General features: G+C 71.0%; 18 protein-coding genes. 7 read left to right on the top strand and 11 right to left on the bottom strand.

What is annotated here, in order from left to right; all coding sequences use genetic code 11:
• Nucleotides 1-144 precede the first annotated feature (144 nt).
• Both F7R91_RS38360 and F7R91_RS38355 read right to left on the bottom strand, forming a co-directional pair.
• Entirely contained in the window at nt 145-1,620 is a 1,476-nt protein-coding gene (locus tag F7R91_RS38360) for a bifunctional aminoglycoside phosphotransferase/ATP-binding protein (protein WP_150958020.1), read from the bottom strand.
• A gap of 103 nt (nt 1,621-1,723) precedes the next feature.
• Nucleotides 1,724-2,599: a universal stress protein gene (locus F7R91_RS38355; RefSeq protein ID WP_150958009.1), complete on the bottom strand. Its 876-nt coding sequence runs from the start codon at nt 2,597-2,599 to the stop codon at nt 1,724-1,726.
• A 210-nt stretch (nt 2,600-2,809) separates the two neighbouring features.
• Between F7R91_RS38355 and F7R91_RS38350 the strand changes: the two genes are divergently transcribed.
• From F7R91_RS38350 to F7R91_RS38335, 4 genes are all read left to right on the top strand, one after another.
• Entirely contained in the window at nt 2,810-3,628 is an 819-nt protein-coding gene (locus F7R91_RS38350; protein ID WP_150958007.1) for a universal stress protein, read from the top strand.
• A 134-nt stretch (nt 3,629-3,762) separates the two neighbouring features.
• On the top strand, nt 3,763-4,323 hold the full coding sequence (locus F7R91_RS44555; RefSeq protein WP_456243077.1) for an Rv1733c family protein: 561 nt from the start codon (nt 3,763-3,765) through the stop codon (nt 4,321-4,323).
• A gap of 10 nt (nt 4,324-4,333) precedes the next feature.
• Entirely contained in the window at nt 4,334-5,734 is a 1,401-nt protein-coding gene (locus tag F7R91_RS38340; RefSeq protein ID WP_150958005.1) for a nicotinate phosphoribosyltransferase, read from the top strand.
• Between the two features lie 11 nt (nt 5,735-5,745).
• Nucleotides 5,746-6,036 (top strand): DUF1876 domain-containing protein, encoded by a 291-nt coding sequence (locus tag F7R91_RS38335; RefSeq protein ID WP_150958002.1) that lies wholly within the window; start codon nt 5,746-5,748, stop codon nt 6,034-6,036.
• 13 nt (nt 6,037-6,049) lie between these two features.
• Here F7R91_RS38335 and F7R91_RS38330 read toward each other — a convergent pair whose 3' ends face one another.
• Nucleotides 6,050-6,694 carry a CBS domain-containing protein gene (locus tag F7R91_RS38330; RefSeq protein WP_150958000.1) on the bottom strand — a complete coding sequence of 215 codons (645 nt, stop codon included), beginning with the start codon at nt 6,692-6,694 and terminating at the stop codon, nt 6,050-6,052.
• 23 nt (nt 6,695-6,717) lie between these two features.
• Nucleotides 6,718-7,119, bottom strand: a complete 402-nt coding sequence (locus F7R91_RS38325) for a cyclic nucleotide-binding domain-containing protein (protein ID WP_150958018.1) — start codon at nt 7,117-7,119, stop codon at nt 6,718-6,720.
• Between the two features lie 261 nt (nt 7,120-7,380).
• On the opposite strand from F7R91_RS38325, the gene F7R91_RS38320 reads away from it, so the two are divergent.
• Both F7R91_RS38320 and F7R91_RS38315 read left to right on the top strand, forming a co-directional pair.
• Nucleotides 7,381-8,256, top strand: a complete 876-nt coding sequence (locus tag F7R91_RS38320; RefSeq protein WP_150958016.1) for a universal stress protein — start codon at nt 7,381-7,383, stop codon at nt 8,254-8,256.
• 73 nt (nt 8,257-8,329) lie between these two features.
• Nucleotides 8,330-10,774: a glycoside hydrolase family 65 protein gene (locus F7R91_RS38315; RefSeq protein WP_150957998.1), complete on the top strand. Its 2,445-nt coding sequence runs from the start codon at nt 8,330-8,332 to the stop codon at nt 10,772-10,774.
• Here the strand turns inward: F7R91_RS38315 and fdhF are convergent.
• The 6 genes from fdhF to F7R91_RS38285 all read right to left on the bottom strand — a co-directional run bounded on the left by fdhF (nt 10,746) and on the right by F7R91_RS38285 (nt 19,077).
• Nucleotides 10,746-13,433, bottom strand: a complete 2,688-nt coding sequence (gene fdhF / locus F7R91_RS38310) for a formate dehydrogenase subunit alpha (protein ID WP_150957996.1) — start codon at nt 13,431-13,433, stop codon at nt 10,746-10,748. The two genes, F7R91_RS38315 and fdhF, sit on opposite strands and share 29 nt — an antisense overlap.
• On the bottom strand, nt 13,430-15,115 hold the full coding sequence (locus F7R91_RS38305; protein WP_150957993.1) for an NAD(P)H-dependent oxidoreductase subunit E: 1,686 nt from the start codon (nt 15,113-15,115) through the stop codon (nt 13,430-13,432). The genes fdhF and F7R91_RS38305 overlap by 4 nt, the downstream gene beginning before the upstream one ends.
• A 40-nt stretch (nt 15,116-15,155) precedes the next feature.
• Complete coding sequence (locus F7R91_RS38300; RefSeq protein ID WP_150957991.1) at nt 15,156-15,740, bottom strand: Rv1733c family protein; 585 nt, start codon at nt 15,738-15,740, stop codon at nt 15,156-15,158.
• A 229-nt stretch (nt 15,741-15,969) separates the two neighbouring features.
• Nucleotides 15,970-16,869 carry a universal stress protein gene (locus tag F7R91_RS38295; RefSeq protein WP_150957989.1) on the bottom strand — a complete coding sequence of 300 codons (900 nt, stop codon included), beginning with the start codon at nt 16,867-16,869 and terminating at the stop codon, nt 15,970-15,972.
• 187 nt (nt 16,870-17,056) lie between these two features.
• The gene (tnpB, locus tag F7R91_RS38290) at nt 17,057-18,505 is read right to left on the bottom strand and encodes an IS607 family element RNA-guided endonuclease TnpB (protein WP_150957987.1); all 1,449 of its coding nucleotides are present in this window, start codon (nt 18,503-18,505) and stop codon (nt 17,057-17,059) included.
• Complete coding sequence (locus tag F7R91_RS38285; protein WP_150958014.1) at nt 18,502-19,077, bottom strand: IS607 family transposase; 576 nt, start codon at nt 19,075-19,077, stop codon at nt 18,502-18,504. The genes tnpB and F7R91_RS38285 overlap by 4 nt, the downstream gene beginning before the upstream one ends.
• A gap of 212 nt (nt 19,078-19,289) precedes the next feature.
• Between F7R91_RS38285 and F7R91_RS38280 the strand changes: the two genes are divergently transcribed.
• Complete coding sequence (locus F7R91_RS38280) at nt 19,290-19,712, top strand: Hsp20/alpha crystallin family protein (RefSeq protein WP_150957985.1); 423 nt, start codon at nt 19,290-19,292, stop codon at nt 19,710-19,712.
• 135 nt (nt 19,713-19,847) lie between these two features.
• Here F7R91_RS38280 and F7R91_RS38275 read toward each other — a convergent pair whose 3' ends face one another.
• Nucleotides 19,848-20,522: a CBS domain-containing protein gene (locus F7R91_RS38275; RefSeq protein ID WP_150957983.1), complete on the bottom strand. Its 675-nt coding sequence runs from the start codon at nt 20,520-20,522 to the stop codon at nt 19,848-19,850.
• Nucleotides 20,523-20,546 lie beyond the last annotated feature (24 nt).

Genomic DNA, 20,546 nt, shown 5'->3' with positions numbered 1-20,546 from the left:
CACTGGTTCCGCCGGTTACGCACCCGCTGGGAGATCCGCGACGACATCCACGAAGCCTTCCTCAGCCTGGCCTGCGCAATCATCTGCTGGCGACGACTGAAGAACCTCTCACTTTGTTAGGAGTTCTTAGCCCGACCTGGCTAGCTAGTCCGGCTCCATGTAAGGGCGGCGGAAGACCGGAGCCTGGTCGGCGGCGTACGGACGGATGACCGCCAGAGCCTGGACGACCGCCGCCTCCAGGGAGCCGCTCGTGTCGATGCTTACGGCATCCGGCCACGGCGGTTCCGTGGCTGCCATGGCGGTGGCCACGTCGAGGTCGGCGTCGGACGCACCGTGTGCCCGGGAGGCCAGGCGGGCGGACATCGTGTCGCCCGGCACCTGGCAGTGCAGGGCCACCAGGTCGGCGTGGGTCCGTTCGGCCATGCGCAGGGCGGCTTCGCGCTCTCCCGCGTCGGACCACGTCGCGTCCAGCACGACGGACTCTCCGCGGGACAGCAGGGCCGATGCACGGTCGAGCAGGGCCGCGTACGTCTTGCTGGTCCACTCCGGTGAATACAGACCTTCGCCGTAAGGGGCGGCTGCCGACTGCTCCGCCGGGATGCCCGCCAGTTCCTTGCGGAGGCGGTCGCTGCTGAGCAGGGTGACGCCAAGACGATCGGCGAGTGCGCCGGAGAGTGTTGACTTCCCGCTGCCGGGGAGCCCGCCGACGAGGGTCAGGCCGACAGCCGAGGCCCGAAGGTGGCGCACGGCAGTCGTGATCAGCCGGCGTGACGCCGCCTCCGCACCGGGCGTGCCCTGGCGTGCCTGGATCAGTGAGACCTTGGCACGGACGAACGCACGGTAGGCGACGTAGTGGTGGCGCAGGGAGGGCGGTGCCGGGTCGCCGGAATACTCCCTGTACTCGGCGAGGAAGAACGCCGCTGCCTCCGGGGCCCCGAGTTGCTCCAGATCCATGGCCAGGAATGCGGCGTCGTCGAGGCCGTCGACGAAGCGCAGGGTGTCGTCGAACTCCAGACAGTCCAGGACGCGCGGGCCGTCGTCGAGACAGAAGATGTCCTCCGCGAGGAGATCCCCGTGGCCGTCGACCACCCGCCCCTGCTCGATCCGCGTGTCGAACAGGAGCTTGCGGCCGGCGAGATAGCGGCGCACCAGCCGCTCGGTCTCCTCCACCCCGTCGGGCGCGGTGCCTTCGTCGGACAGTGCGCGGACCTGGGCGAAGCTCGCTTCCCAGCGTGACGACAGCGCGTCGCGGGTACCCTGCGCGTCCACCTCCCGGCTGCGAGGCGCGTTCGCATGATGCGTTGCCAGCAGCCGGGCGACGGCCCGCAGTGCGTCTCCGACGGCCACGCCCTGCCGTACGAGCAGCGAGAGGCGCCGCTCGGAGGGCATACGGCGCATCACCACGACGGGTTCGGGCACGTCCACGTCGGGTGCGCGCAGTTCCCCGACGCCGAGGTAGACGTCGGGGGCGAAACGGCGATTGAGGGCCACCTCCTGCTCACACGCGGCCCGTCGCGCGGCCACCGTCGTGTAGTCGAGGAACGTGAGGTCGACCGGCTTCTTCAGCTTGTAGGCGCGGTCCCCTAGGAAGAGCACCACCGCGGTGTGGGTCTCACGCACCTCTGCGCGTGGATGCGGCGCAGCCTCGGGAGCGGCACTCGTCCGCAGGACGGACGCGTCGGCAGGCTGCTCCGGCATGACGGGTTCCCCGTGGCGGCTCGCCTCAGTCATGAGGGACGACGGCGACGGGGCAGCGGGCGTGGTGGAGGGCGGCCTGGGCGACGGGCCCCAGGCGTGGGCCCATGGGGGGATGGTGCTTGCGCCGGCCGACGACCAGCAGATCGGCGCCCTTGGCGGCTCCTACGACGGCCTTGGCGGGGCTTTCGAGACGGAGGGCGTCGGCCACCACGACGCCGGGAAACTTCTCGCGCCAGGGGTGGAGGACCTGGCTCAGGCCCTTCTGCATGTCCTGCTTGATCTCCAGGGTCACACCGTGGTCCATGCCCCAGGGGGTGTGCGCGTGGAGCGGCACGCTGCGGCCATGGACGGCGACGAGGGACACCCCCCGGGCCGCGGCGGTGGTGAAGGCGAATTCGAGCAGGTCGTCGCAGGGGCCGTGCAGTTTCAACGCCACCACCACGCCGCCCGGCCCACCTGCTTCGGGCGAAGTCTCTTCTTCGCGGCTGCCGGCGCGCACGAGGACCACGGGCCGTTCGGCGCGTGCCACGACGAACATGCTGATGTCACCGAAGAAGTAGCTCTCCACGGGAGTCAGGCCCCGCGAGCCGAGTACGAGCATCTCGGACTCCGACGCCACGTGGAGCAGCGCGTTCTGGGCGTCGTCGGCGACCAGGTTGCCGACCACGGTGAGCCCCGGGTGTCGCGCCTGGAGTTCCGCCTGGGCGTTGTGCATGAGCCGCTTTGCCCAGTAATTCTGATCGACTTCCGCGGGGAGGTGCGTCGGTTCCGGCGCCAGCAGCGGCCACGCGTGCACCAGACGCAGGGTGAGACTGCGCCGCTCGGCCTCGTCGGCGGCCCAGTGGGCTGCGGCAAGGCTCTCGGGTGAGCCGTCGAGGCCCACGGTGAGGACTCGTTCCATGGCGACTGCCTCCGTCTCGTACGAAGCTGGAATCAGGTGAGCATCGCCGCCGTGGGGCGTGCTCGACGCGGCACATGAGCGCTGGCGCCGACGAGCAGAGCACGGCACTTCTACATCGAGGACTACCTCAGATCTCCTCGCGGCGCATGTGGTCACGGTACGGCGGCGCTCGGACGGCGTGAGGCCCGGAACAAGCAGGAGGTGGGAGCGGTGGTGGTTCCCCTGGTGGTCGGCATCGACGGATCCGAGGCGAGCCTCGAGGCGGTGGAGTGGGCCGCGGACGAGGCACTCCGACACCAGGTGCCCCTCCACCTGGTGCATGCGGCTGCCGCCGCACCCGGCGAGCCCGACCTGGTCGCCGCCGCCTCCGAACGGGCCAGGAAGGGCGCACCTGCGGTGCAGGTGTCGGGTGAGGTGCTCCACGACGACGCGGCCTCCGCCCTGGTGGGCAAGGGGCGCAACGCCTTCGCTGTGGTCGTCGGGTCCAGAGGGCTCGGAGATCTCGCCGGCCTGCTCCTGGGCTCGGTCGGCCTGGCTGTCGCCGCCCATGCCGACTGCCCGGTGGTCGTGGTGCGCGGCGGGGTGGAGCACCGGCACACCCGGTTCGGCAGCGTCGTGGTCGGAGTCGAGGAGGGGGAGGGGAGTGATACGGCCGTGGAGTTCGCGTTCCGCGAAGCTCACGTGCGGCGCTGTCGGCTGGTGGCGGTGCACGCCTGGAGCGTCCCGGTCGGCAGCCCTGGGCCGCCGGGCCTGTCCGGGTACGCCCTCCAGGCCCAGCGGCGCCCGCCGGCGGAGGTGCTCGCCGACGCGCTGCGGGACCCCGCGAAGCAGTACCAGGACGTTCCGGTGAGCAGCGAGGTGGTCGAGGGCCCGACGCGGCGGGCGCTCCTGAACGCGGCGTCCGGTGCTGATCTGCTGGTGGTCGGAGCCCGCAGGCGGCATGGACACGTCGGTCTGCAACTGGGCCTGGTCAACCACGCGATGCTGCATCACGCGCCGTGTCCGGTAGTGGTCGTGCCGCGGATCTGACCGGCGCCGGGCGGAGGGACCGAGTGGTCGGTCGGCGAGGACCTTCGGCCCAGTGACCGGTGCCTGCCGCCGGCCGAACCTTGTCGGGGGCAGAGGCGGTGGGGGACGCACCAGCAGCAGCTGGAGGCCAGACCATGAGCACACAGGATTCGCCGCAGGTATTCGGTCCCCACCAGCTGTGCGAGGAGCAGACCCCCGACGGAGCGAATCCGCTGAGGCGCACGTCCGATCGGGTCGAGGCGGGGCCCTCGCGTTTCCAGCTGGTGATGCTGGTCCTCGGGCTGCCGGCGGCTTCGGTGAGCGCAGGGCTGGCGGCCTACGGGTCCGCGATGCGCACCGTTGAAGCCCAGTCCGCGCAACGCCACCGGGTCACTGCCAGGCTGACCTCGGCCCCTGAGTCGGCACCGCGCAGCGCAGCGGACGAGAAGCAGAAAGTACAGGTCAGCTGGACCGGTGAGGGCGGCAGGCAGCAGACAAGGACCGCCCGCGTGCCACTTGACAAGGCCGTTGGCTCCACCGCGCGGATCTGGGTCGACCACAGCGATCGGTGTGCATACCGGCTTCGTCGTTGTACGCAAGGGGATGAGTCCGCGCTGGACCGGAGAACGTACGCGCAAAGGGACGGCGAACGGGAGCCGGCGGAGCCCCTGTGGTCGGCCCGTTTCCACAGGCGACAGGCCAGGCGTCAACGGTGAGGTGACCCCGATGTCTCATATGACGACCACGGATCTGTACGAGGTCACCATGGTGATGTCGTATCTGCGTGAGGGGATGGCCGGACCTGCGACGTTCAGCCTGTTCGTCCGCGACATGCCGCCCGACCGCGGCTTTCTGGTGGCCGCCGGCCTGGAGTCGTCGCTTGACTTCCTCTCCGGCTATCGGATCTCTCCCGAGGACGTCGACGCCTTCGCCTCGGCGCTGCACCGGCCTTCCCGCGATCTGGCTCCGCTGCTCGGCACCGAGTTCACCGGCCAGGTGCGTGCCGTGCCGGAGGGCCGGATCGTCCTCGCCGGAGAGCCCCTGCTGGAAGTGACCGCCCCCCTTCCGCAGGCGCAGCTGGTCGAGACGTACGTGCTCAACCAGGTCAGCCACCAGACGACGATCGCCTCCAAGGCCGCGCGGTGCGTCCTGGCCGCGGCGGGACACCAGCTCGTGGACTTCTCACTGCGCCGCACCCACGGTCCCCAGGCCGGCTTCCAGGTCGCGCGGCTGGGAGCCATGGTCGGATTCGCAGGGACGAGCAATGTTGCCGCGGCCACCGCCGAAGGGCTGCCGGCCGTCGGAACGATGGCCCACTCGTACATCGAGGCGTTCGAGACGGAGGAGGCGGCCTTCCGCGCCTTCGCCCGGTCCCACCCAGGCCCGGTGACGTTCCTGGTGGACACCTACGACACCGAGGAGGGCGTCCGTGTCGCGGCGCGGGTGCTGCGAGACCTCGATCACGCGGCCCGTGGGCCGGGCTCGGCGGTACGGCTGGACAGCGGCGACCTAGGCGCCCTCGCCGTACGTGCGCGCGACCTCCTCGACGCGGCCGGGCTGCCGGACGTACGGATCGTCGCCAGCGGCAGCCTCGACGAGTACGCCGTCGACGACCTGGTCCGCTCCGGAGCACCGATCGACGTCTACGCCGTCGGCACTCGTGTCGGGGTCTCGGCCGACGCCCCGTTCCTGGACTCCGCCTACAAGATGGTCGAGTACGGCGGACGGCCGGTGATGAAGCTCTCCTCGGCCAAGGTGACCGCGCCCGCGCAGAAGCAGGTGTTCCGGTGTCCTGGATACGCCGACGTGATCGGGCTTCATGACGAGCAGCCGCCCGATGGGGGAGTGCCGTTGCTGGAGACGGTGATGCGGGGCGGGCGGCGCACCGTCGAGCGCCCCACTCTGGACAGGAGCAGAGAGAGATTCGCCGCTGACCTGGCCGGGCTCCCGCCGGCGGCGCGTGAGATCCGGTCCCCGGTCGCTCCACGGGCGGTGATCTCCGAGCGGCTGGCCGCTCTCACCGAACGGGTCAGACGCCGTATCGAAGACGAAGTCCTGGCCTCGGCCGCGGACCTGCGACGCCGTGAGAAGAGCGCATCCGGATCACAGCGATCCGTACCGGGATGAGGAGGAACGTGATGGCGCACACCGTGGAATGGAAGGTCCGCCTCTACCTCTTCGAGGAGCAGGGAACGACCAAGGCACGCGTGGTACTGGACACCGGTACGACGGTCTTGACCGGTCACGGGGCCGCCCACCGTAACCCCGTGGACGCGGACGTGCCGGAGATCGGTGACGAACTCGCGGCGGGCCGGGCCATGCACGACCTCGGCCGGCAGCTGGTGGACATCGCCGAGCGTGACATCGAGGGCGTGGACGCGCCCGCGACCGGGGGGAGTGTTCGGCCTGAGACCGGCTGGCAGCTCTGACGTCGTCTGTCAGTCACTGCTGAGTAAGGTGAGGTTCGACGTCCACGACGCCCTCCACGGCACGCGCGAGGCGCACGGCAACCGCGATGAGCGAGGCGTCGCGGACGTGTCCGCGGAGGTCGACCACTCCCTCGTGCACGTTCACATGGATAGCGTGGCTGGACGCCGGGAAGAGGTAGGAGACCACCGTGCGGCGGACCTCCTCTTCGATGTCCTCGTCCGTCCGCAGGAAGACCTTCAGCAGGTCGGCCCGGCTGACGATGCCCTGGAGTATTCCCTCGTCGTCGACCACGGGCAGCCTCTTGATGTGCCGGACTGCCATGATCCTGGCTGCTTGGGCCAGGGTGACGTCGGCGTGGACCGTGACAGCGGGTGAGCTCATGAGCTGCTGCGCCGTCACCGCTTCGGCCTTGGCGATGTCGGACAGCCGCCGGCGTTGCTCGTCGAAACTGGGGTCGCTGTCGCGGAACTCCTCCTTGGGCAGCAGGTCGGCTTCGGAGACGACTCCGATGACGCGGCCCTCGCCCTCCAGCACCGGCACGGCGCTGACCTTCCACTGCTCCATGGTCCGGACGATCTCCTTGAAGGGCGCGTCGCGTCCGACGGCCACCACCGTCAGGCTCATCACATCGCTCACGATGTGCGGGGTGTCCGGCACTTCGGGCCTCCCCTCTCGCCTCGTCAGGGCACGTCGCCCGCGCCGTGGGGCGCGTAGAGGTCGAGCAGTCGCACGCGGGCGGCCCTGAGCCGGCGAGCGATCACCTCGGCGACATAGGTGCACAGTTCGTGGTCCAGTTTCGGGTCCTGCGCGCACTTCTCCCGCACTGCGACGGCGTCGAATTCGTAGGCGCGCACCGGGCTGCTGGCCTCGGCGCCCAGATGCCAGTGGTGGGGCGGGACCAGCGAGGACCAGCCCAGCAGTCGTCCCGCGCCGAGGGTCTCGATGACCGCCGCTTGTCGGCCGGGCACGTGAAGGTCGAGAGCGACCGTGCCCGTGTGGATGATCCAGAAGCGGTCCGCCTTTCCGCCTTCGCTGAAGATGCGCTCGCCCGTCGCGAACGACACGTCGCGAGCGAGTGACATGAGCTGCTCGCGGTGTTCCTTGGTCAGGGCGCCGAAGACGCCGCTCCTCGCAACCACTGTGGCCTTCCCTTCCGGGATGGGTGGGCCCCCTTTGAGGGGCGCACGGTCCTACACCACAACCATCACCGCAAACCGCCGAGGTGCAACCCCTGACGGGATCCCCTGCCCGGGAGCCGGTCCACGTGTAGCGATCGCCTCGGGGCGGTGCGACGGTATTCACAGGAAGCCTTGCGCCGGCTGGGCAGGAAGGCGGTGGGGATGATGGAGCTCCCGCTGGTCGTGGGTGTCGACGGGTCGGATTCCAGCCTGCAGGCCGTGGACTGGGCGGTGGACGAAGCGGCTCGCCGCGGGCTGCCGTTGCGGCTCGTGTACGCCTCTTTGTGGGAGCGGTACGAGGGAGGCCGTCCGTCCTTCCGCACCGACCGCCCGTCCGAAGAGGTCATGGCGGAGCACATCGCCGCGTCCTGCGCGGAACGCGCGCAGCTTCGCAACCCGGAGGTGAAGGTGTCGGGCGAGGTGCTGCCCGACGACGCCGTGTCGGTGCTGCTGCACGCGGGTCATGAATCCTCTGCCCTGGTCGTAGGCTCCCGCGGCCGCAACGAACTCGCCGGGTTGCTGCTGGGGTCGGTCAGCCTCGCGGTGGCCGCTCGCGCCGTCTGCCCGGTCATCGTGGTCCGTGGCGGGGAGCGCAATCGACAGGGCTCCTTCGGCCGGGTCGTGGTCGGCGTCGGCAACGCCACCGAGGGCCAGGCCGCGGTACGGTTCGCGTTCGGCGAGGCCGAGGCGCGCGGGTGCGCGCTGCATGCCGTACGGGCCTGGCGCCGTCCCGCCCATCAGCATGTGGACAGCCCTCTGGTCGCGGACGATGCCGCCCGCGTCCACGAGGAACGGGCCTCCGCCCTCCTCACCGACGCACTGGACGACGCGGCACGAGATCATCCCCAGGTCGACGTGCAGCGCCGATCGGTCGAGGGGACCGCACACCAGGTCCTCGTCGATGCGTCGGCCGACGCGGACCTGATCGTCGTCGGTGCGCTGAGGCGGCACGGCCACTTCGGTCTGCAGCTCGGCAGGGTCGCCCACGCCCTGCTGCATCACGCGCACTGCCCGGTGGCCGTCGTCCCGCAGCGAGCCTGAACTCCGTCCGGAAGCCACGCTCCTGTGCCCTTCGTGAGGGAGCGGGCCCGGTGAAGGAGGGGTGAGACCGCGGATGTCGGAATGGACCTGGGAATACGAGGGATACGATCCCGCTGCCGAGCAATTGCGCGAGTCGTTGTGCACGCTCGGCAACGGCTACTTCGCCACCCGCGGCGCGGTGCCCGAGTGCAGAGCCGGCCTGACGCATTACCCGGCCACCTACGCGGCCGGGGTCTACAACCGCCTGGAGTCCACCGTGGCGGGGCGACGGGTGGTGAACGAGGACATGGTGAACCTCCCGAACTGGCTGCTCCTGCGGTTCCGACTCCGCTTGCCCGACGGGTCGACGGGCCCCTGGTTCTCTCCCGGCGCACGGCGACTGCTCGGCTACCGGCACACCTTGGACCTGCGCCGTGCCACGCTGACGCGCACGCTCCGTTACCGGGACGAGGCGGCAGGCGTGCTGAGCGTGGATCAGAGCCGTCTCGTGAGCATGGCGGACCCCCACCTGGCCGCGCTGCGAACCGTCTGCACGACACAGGAGTGGTCGGGAGACATCGAGATCGAGTCCGCCCTCGACGGCGACGTGATCAACAGCAACGTGCACCGGTACCGGTCGCTCAACCGCAACCACCTGATCCAGGTACGGACCGGGGTGTCGGGTGCCGACACGACATGGCTGCGCTGCCGCACCAGCACCTCCGACATCGGCATCAGCATGGCTGCCCGCACGGTCGTCACCGGGCAACCGCCCACGTCGTCCGAGCTGCGTCCGTCCCGGCGCCGTGCCGTACACCGCCTGGTGATACCGATCGCGCCGGGCCGGCCCGCGGTCGTGGAGAAGACCGTCGCTCTGCACACCTCGCGCGACCCGGCGATCAGCGACCCGCTCGCGGCGGCTCTCGAACGGGTGAGTGCGGCCGAGGACTTCCCGGAGCTCGTGGATTCCCACGCCGCGGCCTGGGCACGGTTGTGGCGGAGCGCGGACATCCAGGTGCCCGGCGAGGCGGGCCGTATCCTGCGCCTGCATCTCTTCCATGTGCTGCAGACCCTCTCGCCCCACACGGCGGAGCTGGACGTGGGTGTGCCGGCCCGCGGTCTGCACGGCGAGGCCTACCGGGGCCACGTCTTCTGGGACGAACTGTTCGTGCTTCCGTTCCTGAACCTGCACTTCCCGGAGGTCTCGCGGGCGCTGCTCGACTACCGCCACCGACGCCTGACGCGGGCCCGCCGTGCCGCAGCGGCGGCGGGCCGGGCCGGAGCGATGTATCCGTGGCAGTCCGGCAGCGACGGGCGCGAGGAGACCCAGCAACTGCACCTCAACCCCCGTTCGGGCCGCTGGCTGCCGGACAACTCCCGCCTTCAGCACCACGTGGGTTCGGCCGTCGCCTACAACGTGTGGCAGTACTGTGAAGCGACCGGCGACACCGAGTACCTGCACACCAAGGGCGCGGAGATGCTGTTGCAGATCGCCCGCTTCTGGGCGGACACCGCACAGTTCGCCCCCGACCTCGGCCGCTACCGCATCCGCGGCGTGGTCGGCCCCGACGAGTACCACGACGCCTACCCGGACGCCACCCGGCCGGGCATCGACGACAACGCGTACACCAACATCACCGCCGCATGGGTTCTCAGCCGCGCCCTGGACCTCGTACGGCGCCTGCCCGCATGGCGTCGCCAGGAGCTGTTCGAGCGCATCGAGCTGGACGGCGGTGAACTCCCGAAGTGGGACGACGTCTCCCGCCGGCTGCTGGTGCCCTTCCACCGGGGCGTCATCAGTCAGTTCACCGGCTACGGCGATCTCGCCGAACTGGACTGGGACGCCTACCGTGCCCGTTACGACAACATCCGGCGCCTGGACCGGATACTCGAGGCCGAGGGCGACACGGTCAACCGCTACCAAGCGTCCAAGCAGGCCGATGTCCTGATGCTCGGTTACCTTTTCTCGCCCGCCGAGCTGCGGGACCTCTTCCGCCGTCTCGGGCACGACGTGGACGAGGAGGCCTGGAGCAGGACCGTCGACTACTACCTGAAGCGCACCAGCCACGGCTCCACGCTCAGCGGCGTCGTCCACGCCTGGGTCCTCGCCCGCGTCAGACGCGCCGAGGCCTGGACGTACTGTCAGGAAGCCCTGAAGCAGGATGTCACCGACCTCCAGGGCGGCACGACCGGCGAAGGCATCCATCTCGCAGCCATGGCCGGCACCCTGGACCTGGTGCAACGTGGCCTGACCGGCCTCGAGACCCGTGAGGACGCCCTCCGGCTGGACCCCGTGCCGCTTCCGGCACTGTCCGAGTACGGGTTCTCCCTGCGCTACCGCGGACACTGGGGTGTCGGCGTACGGCTGCGCAGCGGACAGCTGCGCATCGGTGTACCCGACTCCGGGGAATCGCCGATCCGTGTGGTGCTGACCGACCGGGCCGTCACCGTCGCCCCCGGAGAGACCTGCACGCTGCTGCTGCCGGAGGATGACCGCCTCGGAGCGGCCGTCACGACACAACCACGCGGACGGCAGTGACCTTGTACTCGGGACAGGACGTGACGGCGTCCGCGTGGTGGGAGGTGAGCCGGTTCACTCCGCTCGCCGGGAAGTGGAACGAACAGAAGACCTGACCGGGAGCCGTCTGTTCACCGACGCGGGCGATGAGCCGGGCTCGGCCGTGCCGGCTCTCCACGGTCACCTCCTCGCCGTCGCGTACGGCGTACCGGGCGGCGTCGTCGGAGTGGAGGTCGAGGAAGTCGACCGGATCGAGCGCGAGGTTGCCACCGCGTCGGGTCATGCTCCCGGAGTTGTAATGGGCCCAGCGGCGTCCGGTGACGAGGATCAGCGGGTAGTGGTCGTCGGGCTGCTCGCCGGGCGGCAGGTACGGCGCGGCGGCAAGGTGGGCCCGGCCGTCCGACGTGGCGAATCGCTCCGTGTACAGCTTGGCTTCTCCGGGCTCGTCGGGGTCGGGGCAGGGCCAGGGCACGGCACCTTCGCGGTCCAGCCGCTGGTGGGAGAGACCGGCGAAAACGGGCGCGAGCCCGCCGCACTCGGCGAGAGCGTCGGCGGGAGTCGCACAGCCGAGGTCGACTCCCATCGCCGTGGCAACGGCCCGTACGGTGTCGAAGTCGGTGCGGGCCTCTCCCGGGAGGGGCACGGCGGGACGCACCCGCTGGAACCGGCGGTCGAAGTTGACGAACGTGCCGTCCTTCTCCAGCCAGGAGGCGACCGGCAGTACGACGTCGGCGTGCCGGGCGGTCTCGGACAGGAACAGTTCGCTGCAGATGACGAGCGGGCAGGCGCCCAGGGCCTCGGCCACCCGGTTCGCGTCCGGGTCGGTGGCGCAGACGTCCTCCCCGATCACCCACAGCGCCCGCAGGTCTCCCGACCGTGCGGCGGCAAACATGTCCGGGATCCGCAGTCCCGGCCGCCCGGGGACCGGCACGCCCCAGACGTCCTCGGCCCGCGAACGGACGGCCGGGTCGGCCACCCTTCCGTACCCCGGCAGGACGTCCGGCAACGCGCCCATGTCGGAGGCGCCCTGGACGTTGTTCTGGCCGCGCAGCGGGTTGACCCCGCAGCCCCCGTCGGTTCCCACGGCGCCGCGCAGGATCGCCAGGTTGGCCAGGGACCGCACGCCGTCGGTGCCGTGGAGATGCTCGGTGACGCCGAGGCCGTAGACGATGGCCGGCCGCTCGGCCCGCCCGTAGAGGCGGGCGGCGGCGACCAGGTCCGCGGCGGGCACGCCCGTGATCCCGGCGACCCGGTCGGGCGGATAGCCGGCCAGCAGCTCGGTGAGTTCCGGCAGTCCGGAGGTCCGCTCGCACAGGAACTCCTCGTCGGTCAGCCCCTCGGCCAGCAGGACGTGGGCGAGCCCGTGGAAGAGCGCGACATTGGTGCCGGGTCGGGGGCGCAGGTGTACATCGGCGTGCAGGGCCAGACCGACGGCGCGGGGGTCGGCGACGACGAGCCCGGCTCCGTGCAGCACGCGGTTCAGCAGTCGCGCTCCGACCACCGGGTGGGCCTCGACGGGATTGGCCCCGACGATCAGCAGGCAGTCGGCCCGCTCGACGTCGTCGAAGCTGTCGGTGCCTCCGGACAGGCCGAAGGACGCCGTCAGGCCCGCCGCGGAGGGGGAGTGGCAGAGCCGGGAGCAGTTGTCGACGTTGTTGGTGCCGATGACGACTCGCATGAACTTCTGTATCAGGTAGTTGTCCTCGTTGGTGGCGCGGGCCGAGGAGATCGCCGCCACGGAGTCCGGGCCGCCGGCGTCGACGGCCGCTCGCAGTCCCCGGGAGACGTGGGCGAGTGCTTCGTCCCAGCCGACCGGCTCAAGGCTCCCGCCACGCCGCAGCAGGGGCTGCGTGAGCCGCTCCGGCGACGTGACGAAACCATGAGCGAAACGGCCCTTCACACAGGCGTGCCCGTGATTGACCGGGCCGTCCCGGGCGGGCAGCACCGCCGTGACCTCGCCGCCCTGAGCGATCACGTCGAGGGCGCAGCCCACGCCGCAGTAGCCGCAGGTGGTACGTGTTGCCGCCGCCGCAGGACGGAACGCGGAAGTGAGCCCCTGCGCCGGTCCCGGCTGGGTGATCGCCCCCGTGGGGCAGGTGTCGACGCAGCCGCCGCACGCCACGCAGTCCGACTCGGCCCACGGCCCGCCGTTACCGGGGACCACCACCGTGTCGCTGCCCCGGCCGACCAGGGTGAGGGCGAAGGTTCCCTGCACCTCGGAGCACATCCGCACACACCGGCCGCAGGCGATGCACAGGTCCCGGTCGAGATGGACGTACGGGTGGGAGTCGTCCCCGCCCCGGCCCCCCGGACCCTGCGCCACTGCGCCGTCGATGCTCAACGTCCTGCAGACATGGGCCAGTTCACTGGGATTGCCGTCGGCAAGAGCCCGGGGCGGCAGAGCGGAGGCGATGAGTTCCACCGCGTCCCGCCGCAGCCGCACAAGATCGCCCGTCGCAGTTTCGACGCGAGCACCGGCGGACGCCGGGGTGACGCAGGCCGCCGCGATGCGTCCGTCCGCCCGTACCAGGCACGTACGGCATGACCCGGCGGGGCTGAGGCGGTCGTCGGAGCACAGCGCGGGCAGCTCGACCCCGGCGGCGCGCACCGCCGCGAGCAGTGACGCTCCTTCGGGTACCTCCAGGCCGGTGCCGTCGACCTCGATCCCGATTCCGGTCATGGTCCCCATCCCGCCAGTCGGTCCCCGTAAGCGCGGGCGAGACTGTGCACGGCAGGTGGGATCCGGCGCCCGAAGGCACACAGGCTTGCCTCGGCCAGGACCCGCGCGAGCCGCTCCCACTGCTGTCCCGGCGCCGCACCGGCGGATGCCAGGTCCAGGCCGCGGCGCGAGCCGACCCGGCAGGGCGAGCACGCTCCGCAGCTCTCGGCCGCGGCGAACTCCCAAACGTGCCGCAGCACTTGCTGCGGTTCCACCTGCCGGTCGAAGGCGACCAGCCCGGCATGGCCGAGGGCGGCGCCCCGGGCCGAGAGTCCTGCCTCCGACAGCGGCACGTCCAGTGCATCGGCGGCGAGGAAACCGCCCAGCGGTCCGCCGACCTGGAGAGCGGCCGGCTCGGCACCGTCCTTCAGACCGCCGCCCAGTTCGGTGACGATCCGTCGCACCGACGTGCCGAGCTCGACCTCGTAGCAACCCGGCCGGGCGAACCGTTCGGAGAGACAGACCAGCTTGGTCCCCGTCTCGGCGGGCGTACCGCGCCGGGCGTACGCCTCGCCGCCGCGCCGGAGGATCCAGGGGATGGCTGCCAGGGTCTCCACGTTGCTGACCACGGTCGGCGCGTCCCACAGGCCGCGCTCGGTCGGATACGGCGGGCGGGGCCGGGCGCATCCACGCCCGCCCTCCAGCCCCGCGATCAGCGCTGTCTCCTCACCGGCGACGTAGGAACCGGCGCCTTCGACGACCTCTATGTCCAGCGCAGTGGCCGTACCGTGCACGGACGCGCCGAGATGGCCGTCGGCGTACGCCTGTCCCACCGCCTCCCGCATCCGTCGCAGAGCGGCCGGGTACTCGGAGCGCACCAGCACCACCCCGCGGCGGGCCCCGCACGCGAAACACGCGAGGGCCAGGCCCTCCAGCACGCGAGCCGGATCGGCCTCCATGAGCAGCCTGTCGGCGTACGAACCCGGATCGCCCTCGTCACCGTTGGCGACGACCACCGTGCCCGGCGCGCGGCCCGCCGCCTCCCACTTCGCCGCCACCCGGAAGCCGGCGCCGCCCCGTCCCCTCAGCGCGGACACCGCCACCTCCCGACGGACCTCCTCCGGGGTCCCCGCCGTCACCGTCCCCGGCCACACCCGCCATCCGGGCTCACCAGCGAGCACACCACCCAGCAGCACCGGATCACCGGTGTCGTCGGCCACCGGGATGTCCGGTGCCCGCGGCGGCTTGTGCCCAGCGAGCTGACCGGCGAGGGTCGGACCTGTGCAGGGCACATCACGGTCGAGCGCCGCGGGTCCGGCGTAGCAGTAGCCCAGGCAGCGGACGGCCTGCACAGAAACGCTCCCGTCCGGTGAGGCCGTGCCGGCGACGACGCCGAGCGCGTCCTCCACAGCGGCGAGGTGCCGTCCGGCCTGCGCGGCGAAGCACGCCGTCGCGGTGCACACGCGGACATGACGGCGGCTGTGCGGGGCAGCGAGGTCCGCGTAGTAGCCGGCCGGTCCGAGCGCGGCAGCCGCGGGCAGTCCGACGTGGACAGCGACAGCCGGTGCCCAGACCTCGGGGCCGTCCCCTGTTCCCGTTCTGGCCTCGGCCAGTGACTCGATCAGCGTGCCTCCAGGCCGCCCGCGCCGGGTGGCCAGGGCCCGGAACGCGTCGAATGGGCCGACGGGACCGACGGGAACCATGTCTTCATCGTGGCGTCGGGCGGACGACGCCGCATCCCGATCAGCCCGTCCTGTGTCCCCACAGCGGGCCGATCAGATCCCACTGCGTGCCCCACCGGTCGATGCGCCGTCGGTCGAGCCGCCGGCGGACGACACGTCCGACACCGACCGCCAGGCCGCTCAGTGCGAGTGCGGCCGCTGTTCCCAGGAGCGCGGCATCGATGTTCGCCACCGCCTGGCTGGGGGGCTCGGTGGTGAGGTCGCCCTGCCGGTTCGTCCAGACCTTCACGGTGGATCCGGCTTGCTGCGCGGCGTCGACCAGGGTCGTTCCGGTGCGGGTGGAGCCGTCCGGGGTGGTCCAGCGGACCTTCGCGGTGGTGCGGCCGCCGCTCGATCCCGCGGAGGCCTCCGCGCCCTGCGGGATGTCGGTGAGCAGGACGGCCCGGACGGCGCTGCGCTCGGCGCGCTGCTGTGCGAAGACGTCGTCGGCGGCATGGGCCGTGAGTACGCCTGCAAGGGTGCCGCCCACTGCGATGAGGACCCAGACGGCGAGTACGACCCATGCCTCGAGGACGTCCTCGGGGCGGCGGAGCGGGTTGTTGCGCCACCGCCAGAGCCGGTTCTTCGTACGCCTGACCACGTGCATCGGTCCGCACCTCCTCGTCCGTGTCCATCACCACGACGGTGACAGCGCAGGGACTGCCGGGACATGGGCCGAACAGGCGGAAGTGCTCGGCCGAACGGCGTGTCAAGTCCCCGCGGGAGGCGGCCGGTTGGCTCACCCGGTCGTACCCCTCCGGACCACATGTGAGGGACCGTCGGCCCTGTGGCACCGTTCGGAGCCCCGACCCTGTCGAACGATGTACGTGCCGGCGTCATGCGTGGGGGACGATGGCGACAGGGCAGCGGGCGTGGTGCATCGCCGCGTGCGCGACCGGGCCGGTGTGTGTGCCGAACCTGGCCGGGCGCATCCTGCGGCCGACGACCAGCAGCCCGGCATCCTGGGCGGCGTGCAGCAGGCGGTGTGCCGCACGGCCGTGCTCGACCAACTCCCGTACCTCCACTGCCGGGTACTTCTCGCGCCACGGTTGGAGCATGGAGGCGAGAGACCGGTGTGCGTCCGCCTGCGAAGTGACCTCCGCCTGCGTGTCCGTCGGCGTGCCAGGGACGTGCCCGTAGGCCAGTTGCCAGGCGTGGACGACGCGCAGCGATGCCGAGCGCAGCCGTGCGCTCTCGAAGGCGAACGTCAGGGGTTCCTCGCAGGGATGCGCCGGATCCACGCCCACCACCACGTCGCGGAAGGGGCCACGAGGGGATGGTCGGCCCTCGGTGTTCGGGGTGCGCTCGTCCAAGGCCGTCTGGCCGGCCCGTACGAGCACGACCGGCCGTGTCACGTGGGCGACTGTCGCCAGGGCGACGGACCCGGCCAGGAATCCGCCGAATGGGCTGAAGGCCCGGCTGCCCAGGACCAGGAGTTCGGCTTCGGCGCCCGCCTCGACGAGTGCCTCGGGCGCGGGCCGGGCGATCTGATCGGCGCTGAGCGGGACCTGCGGGTAGCGCTCGTTGAGCTGGTCCATGGCACCGCGCAGGATCCGTTGCGCCCAAGAGCGCGGCGCTTCGAGCTCGGGGAGCTCCGGCGCGTCGGACGACAGCCCCTGCCACGCATGGACCAGACGCAGCGGCAGACCGCGCCGGAGGGCTTCCCTGGCCGCCCAGTCGGCGGCGGCGAGACTCTCATGGGAACCGTCCAGACCTACGACAACGGGGCGCAGCACGGCCAACACCTCCCCGGATCGGTGCCCGCACGCTCTCCAAGAGCCCTTCACCGTCAGGATCCCCGCCGGACGACCGGCAGGGGCAGGGGCTGCGAGGCCTTTCTCACGGGGCCTACTGGACCGTTGCTGTGAGCTTTAGGGACTCTCAGCATTCCGGGCGTTTCTGCCCGGAAGGTCCGTCGCGTCATCAAAGCGTGAGGGCTTCGATTTGAGGACGGTCTCTCGTTTCTGTCTGCTGCTGGTGCGGCAGGGTTGCGCCACCTGCCCGCCCCCGCTCGGCCCTGCGGCCGGATGGGGTGGTGCGGGTCTTCCGGTCGGCTCCACGAGGCTTCGACGCCTTTCTGGCGTCCGGGTCTCCGGCCACTCCGGTACCCGTTACTGCGGCTGCCGCGAGTGCGGCCAGGTTATGTGCGGCGTTGGCGTCCCGGTCGGTGACCAGGCCGCAGGCGTCGCAGTGGTAGGTCCGGATATGCAGCGGCAGTTTGGCTTTCACCGCGCCGCACCCGGAACAGGTCTTGGAGGAGGGGAACCAGCGGTCCGCGGCCACCAGGCGGCAGCCGTTCCTCTTCCCTTTATAGGCAAGCTGTCGGCGGATCTCGCCGAATCCGGCTTCGGCGATACGCCGGGCCAGGCGCCGGTTGCGGAGCATCCCGGCGACGTTGAGGTCTTCGACCACGACGGTGCCGTACTCGGCGGCGACAGCGCTGGTGAGCTTGTGCAGAGCGTCTTCACGGAGGTTCGCGACGCGGTGCTGGACTTTGTTGCGGGTGACGTTGGCCTTCTCCCACCTGCGGGACGGCTTCTGTCCGGTGCGGCGGTCCGGGCCCCGTCGGCGGGACACCGTGCGGGACGCGCGGCACAGCTCCTTCAACGCGGCATCGAGGTGATGGGGGTTGGGCACCTCGCGGATCTCGCCGGTGCTGTCGGCCATGACCGCGAGGGTCTTGATGCCGAGGTCGATGCCGACCGCGACGTCCGGGCGGGCGACGCGCACCAGGTCGCGCTTCACCTCGGCCTGGAAGGAGACGAACCAACGGCCCCGCTCGTGGCGGACGGTGGCCGACAGGATGCGGGCACTGCCGGCCTGCACGCGGCCGAGGAGCTTGCCCGTGGGCTCGTGGACGCGGATCGTGCCCAGGCGTGGCAGCGTCACGTGCCGGCCGTCGGTCTCGACGCGGATGGTGCCGGTGGTGAACCGGCAGGCCAGTCGTGCCTTCCGCTTCGACTTGAACCGCGGCATCCCCACCACGCGGCCCCGCCGTTTGCCCTGCTTCGACTTCGCGTAGTTGTCGAACGCGGCGGCAGCGTTCGCGAGACCAGTGGAGTAGGCCTCCTTGGAGTTCTCCTGCCACCAGGCGGCGAACCTCGGGTCGGTGTGCTTGACGGCGTTGAACGCCCTGCGCAGCGCGGGCAGCGACCACGGCCGCCACGGCGTCAGGCCCGTCTCGAAGATGCCATACGACGCCTCGGCCCTGCGCTGCCACCACGCCGCCTCGACCCAGCCGACAGCCCAGTTGTACGCGGCCCGCGCCGCACCGCAGTGCGACCGGAGCGCCTGCTCCTGGGCGGCGTTGGGGTCCAGCGCGAACCGGAACGCCTGCACCACGAAACCGGGCTGCACCTGGAACTTCTTCACTCGGCGGCCTCACCGGTCGCCACGGCCACCGCTCGGGCCGCCCGGTTCTTCGCCGCCCGCCGCCCGTACAGGCGGGCACACATCGAGGTCAGCACCTCGGTGATGTCCCGCACCAGATCGTCAGCGGTTTCGGTCGGGTCCAGGACGACCAGACGCCGGCCGGACGCCGACAGAGCGGCTTCGAGGTGCTCGACGCCGAACCGGGCCAGCCGGTCACGGTGCTCGACGACAATCACGGCCGCGCCCGGATCGGACAGGAGCCGATGCAGCTTGCGCCGCCGCCCGTTCAGTCCCGAACCGACCTCGGTCACGACCTGCGCGACCGGCAGGCCGAGCCCGGTAGCACCTTGGACTACACGCGAGACCTGCCGGTCAAGATCCGGCTTCTGGTCGGCCGAGGAAACCCGGCAGTACGCCACCACCCGCCCGGATGCCTCTACAGCAGGCCCGTCGACCAGCCACGTGCCGGACGGTGTCTGGCGCACAGGCACCGGCATACGGCCCTCTTTCGCCCACGTCCACGCGGTCTGGTAGTGCACGCCATTACGTGCCGCCCACTCGGAAAGCTTCACGCGAACAAGATACCAACTGAGAAAGGCTGAGATCCACTGATAGTCCCGCATCAGTTTTCAGCCCCATCACCGGTTCGATCGCCTGGACGGCGCGTCAAGCCAGGACGACCAGCTGACAGGGCCCGACCGGGCCTCGGAGGGGACCGGTCGGCCCACGCGCGTCGAGGCCCCGGAGGACGACACTGGAAGTGGAGAAGGAGAGGAGGGAAACCATGAGCGGCATGATCGAGCGTCTGCCCGGTTGGCCCGCTCTGCCCGACCTGTTCGGCTGGGTGGAGGCCGGACTTCCCGGGGTGCACACGGCTCCGGGAACGCACGGCATTCGCGTCGAGGAACGTCTGACGGAAGGGACGTACGTGCTGCGGGCCGAGCTTCCGGGCCTCGACCCCACCAAGGACGTCGAGATCACTGTCACGGAAGGTGTCCTGACCCTGCGTGCCGAGCGCAGTGAGGAGACCACGGAGAAGCACCGCACCGAATTCCGCTACGGCACCTTCACCCGCTCCGTCCGGCTGCCGGCCGGGGCGCGGGGCGACGAGGCGACGGCGGAGTACAAGGACGGTGTCCTCATCATCACGATCCCGGTGCCGGAGGCGAAGACGGGCACCCGGACCATCCCGGTGCGGCACGTCTGAGCGCCATCGCGCGCTGAGCCGCACCAAGTGTTGCGCGGCCGGGGCCGTTTCCCCGGCCGCGTGCCTGTGACCACCGCCTGTCCGCGCGTCCTCACGTGTCAGGACATCACCGATACGGACCTCGCTCCGCGTCCCTCACGGGCCGCCCGGGGAACGGCGGGCATCGTCGGTCCGGTGCGCGATGTGCCCAGTGACAGAGACCACGCCGTCGACGCTCCGACACAGCCGCTCGATGACGGGGATCAGACTCCCGAACTCCACGGAGCCGCCGAGGCTGACCTGCCCCTCGCGCACGTCGACCGTCACCTCCGAGGGGCCGAGCCCCATCGTGCGCCGCAGCACGTCATCGGTGATCTCGTCACGGATGGCGTCATCACGGCGCAGAAAGATCCGCAGCAGGTCACCACGGCTGACAATGCCCAGGAGCCGGTCGGCCTCGTCCACCACGGGCAGCCGCTTGACGTGGCGGGACTCCATCATGCGGGCGGCCTCGACCACGCTCCATTCCGGACGCGCGCACACCGCGGGAGCCGACATCAGCTCCTCGGCGCGGGAACCCTCGGCCTTGGCCCGCTCCCAAGCCTCCAGGTGCGGAAGCGGGGCCCGTCCGGACGGGTCGGCCTGGTCGGCGCTCTTGCGCAGCAGGTCGGCCTCGGACACCACGCCGACGGGACGATCCAGATCGTCCACCACGGGTACGGCCGTGACGTCGTTGTCCGCCAGCAGCCTGACGATCTCCTTGAACTGCATGTCACGCCGCGCCCGGACGACTCCCCGGGTCATGAGCTCCGCGACCGTTCGGTGCTGCATGTGGCGCTTCCCTTCCGGACGTGA

It is taken from the genome of Streptomyces luteolifulvus (assembly GCF_008806595.1).
Taxonomy (GTDB): domain Bacteria; phylum Actinomycetota; class Actinomycetes; order Streptomycetales; family Streptomycetaceae; genus Streptomyces; species Streptomyces luteolifulvus.
This window is presented reverse-complemented; position numbering and strand designations above follow the sequence as displayed.